Here is a 5906-nt window from a genome sequence, read left to right as displayed (position 1 = left end):
TGTCCATTCGCAATGGCGGCGGTTCCGGCGCCTTGCCGGCTAGGACCATCCCGTCTATCAGGTTTAGCGACAGCAGCCGCTCGCTGTCCAGGACGCCGCCGGGGATGGCCGTCTCGACCAGGGCCGGAAGGTTGCCGATCAGCTCGGCGAAGGCGCGGTGGGCCTCGGTCCCCTCCTCGACCGTAACAGCCCGGAAACGCAGCTTGGCGCCGGGCCGGAACTGCGACAGGGCCGCCACGTCCGGGACGATCACGCAGGCGATCTTGGGGTAGCCGCCGGTGGTCTGGCGGTCGGCCAGCAGGACGATCGGCCTGCCGGTGCCCGGCACCTGGACGGCGCCCAGCGGAATGCCGTCGGAGATGATGTTGAAGCCGCCGGAATGCTCGACGGCCGGGCCGTCCAGCCGGTAGCCCATGCGGTCGGCCTCGGCGGTGACGGTGAATTCGCTCTCCAGGAATGTCGCCAGACCGGCCTCGGTGAAATGCGACTTCTGCGGACCCAGGACCACCCTCAGCACGCCGGAGCGGTCGAGGATGCGGCGCGGATCCAGCACCCGTTCCGGCTCCTGCGGCGCCTCCGCCAGCTTCAGGGGCAGGCGGTCGCCCGGCCGGAGCCTGGTGCCGGCGAAGCCGCCCAACCCGCTGCGCAGATGGGTGGATACGCTGCCGAGCACGGGTGCCGCGTCGAAGCCGCCGGCCACCGCCAGATAGCCGCGCGCACCCGTCGCCAGCGCGCCCACGCGCAGGCGCTGGCCCTGCGTCAGGCGGTGGCTGGTCCAGGGCAGGTGCGGCTGCCCGTCGATCGTCAGCTCGGCGTCGCCGGTCACGGCGATGCGGCAGGACTGGGCGGCGACTTCCAGTGTGTCGCCGACCAGCGTGAACTCGATGGCGCCCTCGAAGGCGTCGTTGCCGACCAGGGCGTTGGATGCGGCCAGCAGCAGCGGGTCCGCCGCCCCGGCGGTCGAGACGCCGAAGCGCTGATGGCCCAGGCGTCCCCGGTCCTGAAGGGTCGAGCCGGGGCCGGCCGCGATGACTTCAAGCGCGCCGCTCATCCGATGACCTCGCTCTCGGGCAGCCGGTCGCCGTCGCCGGCCATCAGGTCGAAGTCCCCAACCGTGATGGCGACCAGACGCACCCGGTCGCCGGGGGCCAGCAGGAAGGGCTGGGAGCGGCCGGGGTCGAACAGGCGCAGCGGAGTCTTACCGATCAGGTGCCAGCCGCTCGGCATTGCGACCGGCGACAGCGCCGCCTGGGCGCCTCCCTGCATGAAGCTGCCGGCGGGGGTGACCGACCGAGGGTTCTCCCGCCGGGGCAGGTGCAGGGCCGCCGGCAGGCCGCCGAGATAGGCGAAGCCAGGCGAGAAGCCCAGCATGTAGACGCGGAAATCGGCGCCGCAGTGCAGATCGACGACTTCCTCCGGGCTGAGGCCGGCGCGTTCGGCGACGGCGGCCAGGTCCTCGCCGTGCTCGCCGCCGAAACGGACCGGGACGAACCAGCGGCGGCGCTCCGCGGCGCTCGCCTCGGGTGCCGACGCATCGAGGGACGAGATCGCGGCGGCAAGGGCGGCTTCGGTCGTGCGGGTCGGGTCGAAGGTCACCAGGATGGAGCGGTAGGTCGGCACCGTCTCGACCAAGCCATCGGGTGCGGCCCGGTTGATCGCGGCGTCCAGCCGGTGGACGGCCTCGTTCAGGTCGGGGTCGATGGCGTCGCCAAGCTCGACCAGCAGGGCCGCCTCTCCGGCCGGCAGGAGCTTCAGCGGGGTCTTCCCGTCGTCGTCCATCCCCATTCGGCGCCTCGTCCTTCCCGTCACCTGACTTCCCGCCGGACCGGTGCGGCGACGCTTGCGGTCCCGCCGCCGAGCCTGATATCGGCGAGGCTCCGCCCGCGCGTTTCCGGCAGGACGAGCAGCGCCAGCAGCAGCAGCGTATAGGCTCCGACCGTGAATAGCCCAATCGCGGTGCCCAGGCCAACCTTCGCGCTCAGGTACCCGATCAGGGACGGGAAGAGCGCCCCTACCGCCCGGCCGAAATTATAGGCGAAGCCCTGCGCGGTGCCCCGGATCTCGGTCGGGAACAGCTCCGCCAGGAAAGCGCCCATCGGCGAGAAGATGCCGCTGGAGAAGAACCCGAGCGGGAAGCCCAGCACCAGCATCAGGCTGTTGCCGATCGGCAGCAGCATATAGAGCCCGACGACGGCGCCGGCCCCCAGCCCGAAGATCAGGAAAGTCGGCTTGCGCCCCAGGCGGTCGGCGGCATGGGCGGCGGTCAGGTAGCCGGCGAAGGCGCCGGCGATCAGCACCAGCAGGTAGCTGGAGGTTCCCAGCACGGTCAGGTGACGCTCGGTCCGCAGGAAGGTCGGAAGCCATGTCGTGACGGCGTAGTAGCCGCCCTGTGCGCCGGTCGCGAGGATCGACGTGGCGACGATCAGGGGCAGCACGTCGGGCCGGAACACCGATGTCAGCTGCGACAGCGCCGATGCCTGCACCGGCTCGGCCTGCTTCCTCAATTCCGGCTCGGGCACGAAGCGCCTGACGTAGAAGACCAGCAGGGCCGGTGCCAGACCGAACCAGAACATGACGCGCCACGCCAGTTCCTCCGGCAGCAGGCTGAAGACGCCCCAGAACAGGATGGTCGCGGCGGCCCAGCCGACCGCCCATCCGCTCTGAACGGTGCCGACCGCCCGGCCGCGATACTTGTCGCGGATGGTTTCGCCGATCAGGACGGCTCCGGCCGCCCATTCGCCGCCGAAGCCGAGGCCCTGCAGGGCGCGGCAGATGAAGAGCTGGTTGAAGTCCTGCGCGAAGCCGGACAGGAAAGTGAAGAAGGCGAACCACAGGATCGTCCATTGCAGGATGCGGACGCGGCCGTAGCGGTCGCTGAGCATGCCGGTTATCCAGCCGCCGACGGCGGACAGCAGCAGCGCCACGGTGGCGAGCATCCCCGCCTCGGCCATCGTGAAATGCAGCACCGTGAGCAGGCTCGGGATAACCAGCCCATAGAGATTGACGTCGAAGGAATCCATCGCCCAGCCGCCGAAGCAGGCGCCCAGCGTCCGCTTCTCCTTCGGCTCCAGATCGCTCATCCAGCCCATACGGAACTCCACCGCAGGTTTCTACGATGCGGGGAACCGCGTCGGCGATCGGTGGTTCCGCACCTGCGCCGTGGAATTTCCGTCATACCGCCCGGGCGGGAGGGGCGAAGCCGTAGAGGGCGGCCGGATTGCCGGCCAGCACCCTGTTGCGGGCCTGTTCGTCCGGCACCCAGTCGGCCAGCAGGTCGAGCAGGTCGCCGACATTCATCATCGTGCCCCAGTGCGCGACATGCGGCCAATCGGAACCCCAGACGCAGCGGTCCGGTGCGGCCTCGTGGAGCTTCCGCGCGAAGGGAACGGTATCGGCATAGGGCGGCTCTTCCCCGGTCAGGCGGTACGCGCCGGACAGCTTGACCCAGGCGCCGTCGCGAACCAGCGAGACGAGCGTCCGGAAGCCCTGGTCTCCCGTCCCGCGCGAGGTCGGGAAATGGCCCATGTGGTCCACGACGAAGGGCACGGGCAAGCGGCCGAGACGCGGCGCCATCGGCGTCAGGTCCCTGGCATCCACCAGGAACTGGAGGTGCCAGCCGAGTTCCCGGGCGAGAGCGCCGTATCGCTCGACCTGATCGAAGCCGATGCCGCCGCCGTAGAGGACGTTGAGCCGGAGCCCGACGACGCCCGCCTGCTTCAATTCCTCGTAAGCCGCATCGGGAAGTCCCAGCGGAGCGACGGCGATCCCCTTCAGGCAGCCGGGGTGCGACTTCAGCGTCCGCACCATCAGCCGGTTGTCGGTGCCGTGGACGCTGACCTGGACCAGCACCCCGTAGGTCATTCCGGTGGCGTCCAGCATGCGCAGATAGGCTTGCGGCGTCGCCTCCGGCGGCGTGTAGCTGCGCGTGTCCACGAAGGGGTAGTGCGGCGGCAGGCCGATGACGTGGGCGTGGGTATCCACGGCGCCGGGTGGAACCGTGAAGCGGGCCGGGCCGTGCGGCGCCGGGTCCGGAGCGGGGCAAGCAGGGAAGCGGCCGGTCGAAGTGGAAGCGTCGGTCATGATCTAAAGGTCACGAACTGAAGGGACTAAGCCAACAACAATCTACAGTAGTAGCATGCTCCTCAAAATATAGGGAGGGACACTATGGCTACTCAGATCGGCGACCTTGGCGCCGACACCCTGACCGGTGGAGCCGAGGCCGATATCCTGCTTGGGCTCGCGGGCAACGACCGGCTGACCGGCGGCGCCGGCGACGACGTGTTGCTGGGCGGCGACGGCAACGACCGGCTCTACGGACAGGCCGGGCTGGACCTGCTCTACGGCGGCGCCGGCAACGATTATCTCGACGGCTGGGGCGTCGCCCAGCTTTCCGGCGAGGCGGGAGACGACCTTCTCGTCTGGGACCCGGGCGCCGTGCTGGTGCGCCCAGGATTGATCGAGGAGAACCTGTTCGACGGCGGTTCCGGCACCGACACCCTGCGCATCGTCAACAACGCGACCGAGGATTACCAGTCGTCCTCCAACGAACCGCTGGTGGAACCCGCGATCACGCGGATCAATCTTAGGGGCGGAGATCCGGAGTTTGCCGGGGGAGGCGAACCGATCGTCACCATCGGCGACTTCGAGGTCGACGAGGGCGCTCAGCTTTGGGGATATGTCTATGACATAGAGGTCTTCGACCTGAGAGGTGCCGAAACCCGTGGGATCTTCGACGGCAACGACGGCAGGACGACCGTGCTGGGAACGGAGAACCGCGATGTCTTCCGCGGGAACGGCGGCCGGGACGTGCTTGACGGACGTGGCGGCAACGACTTTCTGTTCGACGGGGGACTGGACACCAACGTCCTGCGCGGCGGTGCGGGGGACGACCTGCTGACGGTGGAACTGGACAACGTGACCACCCCCATAAACCAGGATCTGTTCGGCGAACTCGATGGGGGCACGGGTTTCGACACGCTCGACTTCCGCGTCACGGTACGGGGCGACGTGCCGGACCAGTCGGAATCCTACAGGATCGACCTGTATGTCGGCCTGTCCGACACGCCCGACCGGTTCGGCTTCCTCACCCTGGAAGACGTCGTCATGGTCGGCGATTCAGCCGGCGACCAGAACAGATATGCCGGCTTCTCCGATATAGAGCGCTTCGATTTTTCCGTTTCCGGAGAGAACGTGTTCTATCAGGCGTTCACCGACCGGGACGTGACCGTCATCGGCAGCAACTCGATCTTCGGCGACAGCTTCAAGGACGGCGCAGGGGACGAGGTCCTGTCCGGGCGGGGAGGCAACGACAGGTTCGAGTTGGCCAAGGGCGGCGCCGACACCGTCGATGGCGGGACGGGTGACGATACCTTCGTCGTCGGGTTCAGCGGCGCGGGGAGCGACACGATAACCGGGTTCGAGGGTGCGGGCGCCGCGGGCGGCGACCTGATCGAATGGCGGCTGGGCAGCCGCCGGTTCACCAAGGACGAATCGGACGGGGCCACGGTCTTCACCTGGGACGGAGGGTCGCTGACCGTCGGGGTCATCGGGCTTCAGGAAGGCCAGGACTACGTTTTCGCCTGACTGCCGGCATCCCGAAAATCGGGGCGGAGAGCGGCAGTGCTGTCGTGGAACCGGTTCCCTGCCGCTCCTGTTGTTTCCCGGAAGCCGATATCGGCGAATATCCGGAAAAGTACGCGATGCCCCCTTCCCTCTCCGCAGATCCCATTCCCTATTCGCCCGGCGTCGAAACGCCCGAGCCGGACGAGGCCGAAACCACCGAGAAACTGATCGAGACGCTGCGGAAGATCAGCGAAACGACCTTCAAGGACGGCGGCCACGCGCTGCGGAGCGTGCATGCGAAGAGCCACGCCCTGCTCGAGGGCCGGCTGGACGTGCTGGACGGA

The 5906-nt window shown here is 68.5% G+C and carries 6 protein-coding genes; 2 read left to right on the top strand and 4 right to left on the bottom strand.

The features are described from left to right. The 4 genes from AC5JJ6_RS37835 to AC5JJ6_RS37820 form a co-directional block, all read right to left on the bottom strand. Nucleotides 1-1051, bottom strand: a 1051-nt coding sequence (locus AC5JJ6_RS37835; protein ID WP_496046979.1) for a 5-oxoprolinase subunit C family protein, incomplete at its 3' end; no start/stop codon positions are given. Beyond that, a complete protein-coding gene (pxpB, locus tag AC5JJ6_RS37830) occupies nt 1048-1785 on the bottom strand; it encodes a 5-oxoprolinase subunit PxpB (RefSeq protein ID WP_496046978.1) in 738 nt (245 codons plus the stop codon). The genes AC5JJ6_RS37835 and pxpB, both read right to left, overlap by 4 nt. A gap of 20 nt (nt 1786-1805) precedes the next feature. Then, complete coding sequence (locus AC5JJ6_RS37825; protein WP_496046977.1) at nt 1806-3080, bottom strand: MFS transporter; 1275 nt, start codon at nt 3078-3080, stop codon at nt 1806-1808. 91 nt (nt 3081-3171) lie between these two features. Further along, a complete protein-coding gene (locus AC5JJ6_RS37820; protein WP_496046976.1) occupies nt 3172-4080 on the bottom strand; it encodes an amidohydrolase family protein in 909 nt (302 codons plus the stop codon). Nucleotides 4081-4164: 84 nt separating this feature from the next. On the opposite strand from AC5JJ6_RS37820, the gene AC5JJ6_RS37815 reads away from it, so the two are divergent. Then, nucleotides 4165-5583, top strand: coding sequence for a calcium-binding protein (locus tag AC5JJ6_RS37815; protein ID WP_496046975.1), 1419 nt, complete (start codon nt 4165-4167; stop codon nt 5581-5583). A gap of 116 nt (nt 5584-5699) precedes the next feature. After that, nucleotides 5700-5906, top strand: a 207-nt coding sequence (locus AC5JJ6_RS37810) for a hypothetical protein (RefSeq protein WP_496046974.1), incomplete at its 3' end; no start/stop codon positions are given.

The organism is Skermanella sp. (assembly GCF_059503625.1).
Note: the sequence above shows the minus strand (reverse complement) of the source record. Positions and strands in the feature narration are given on the sequence as shown.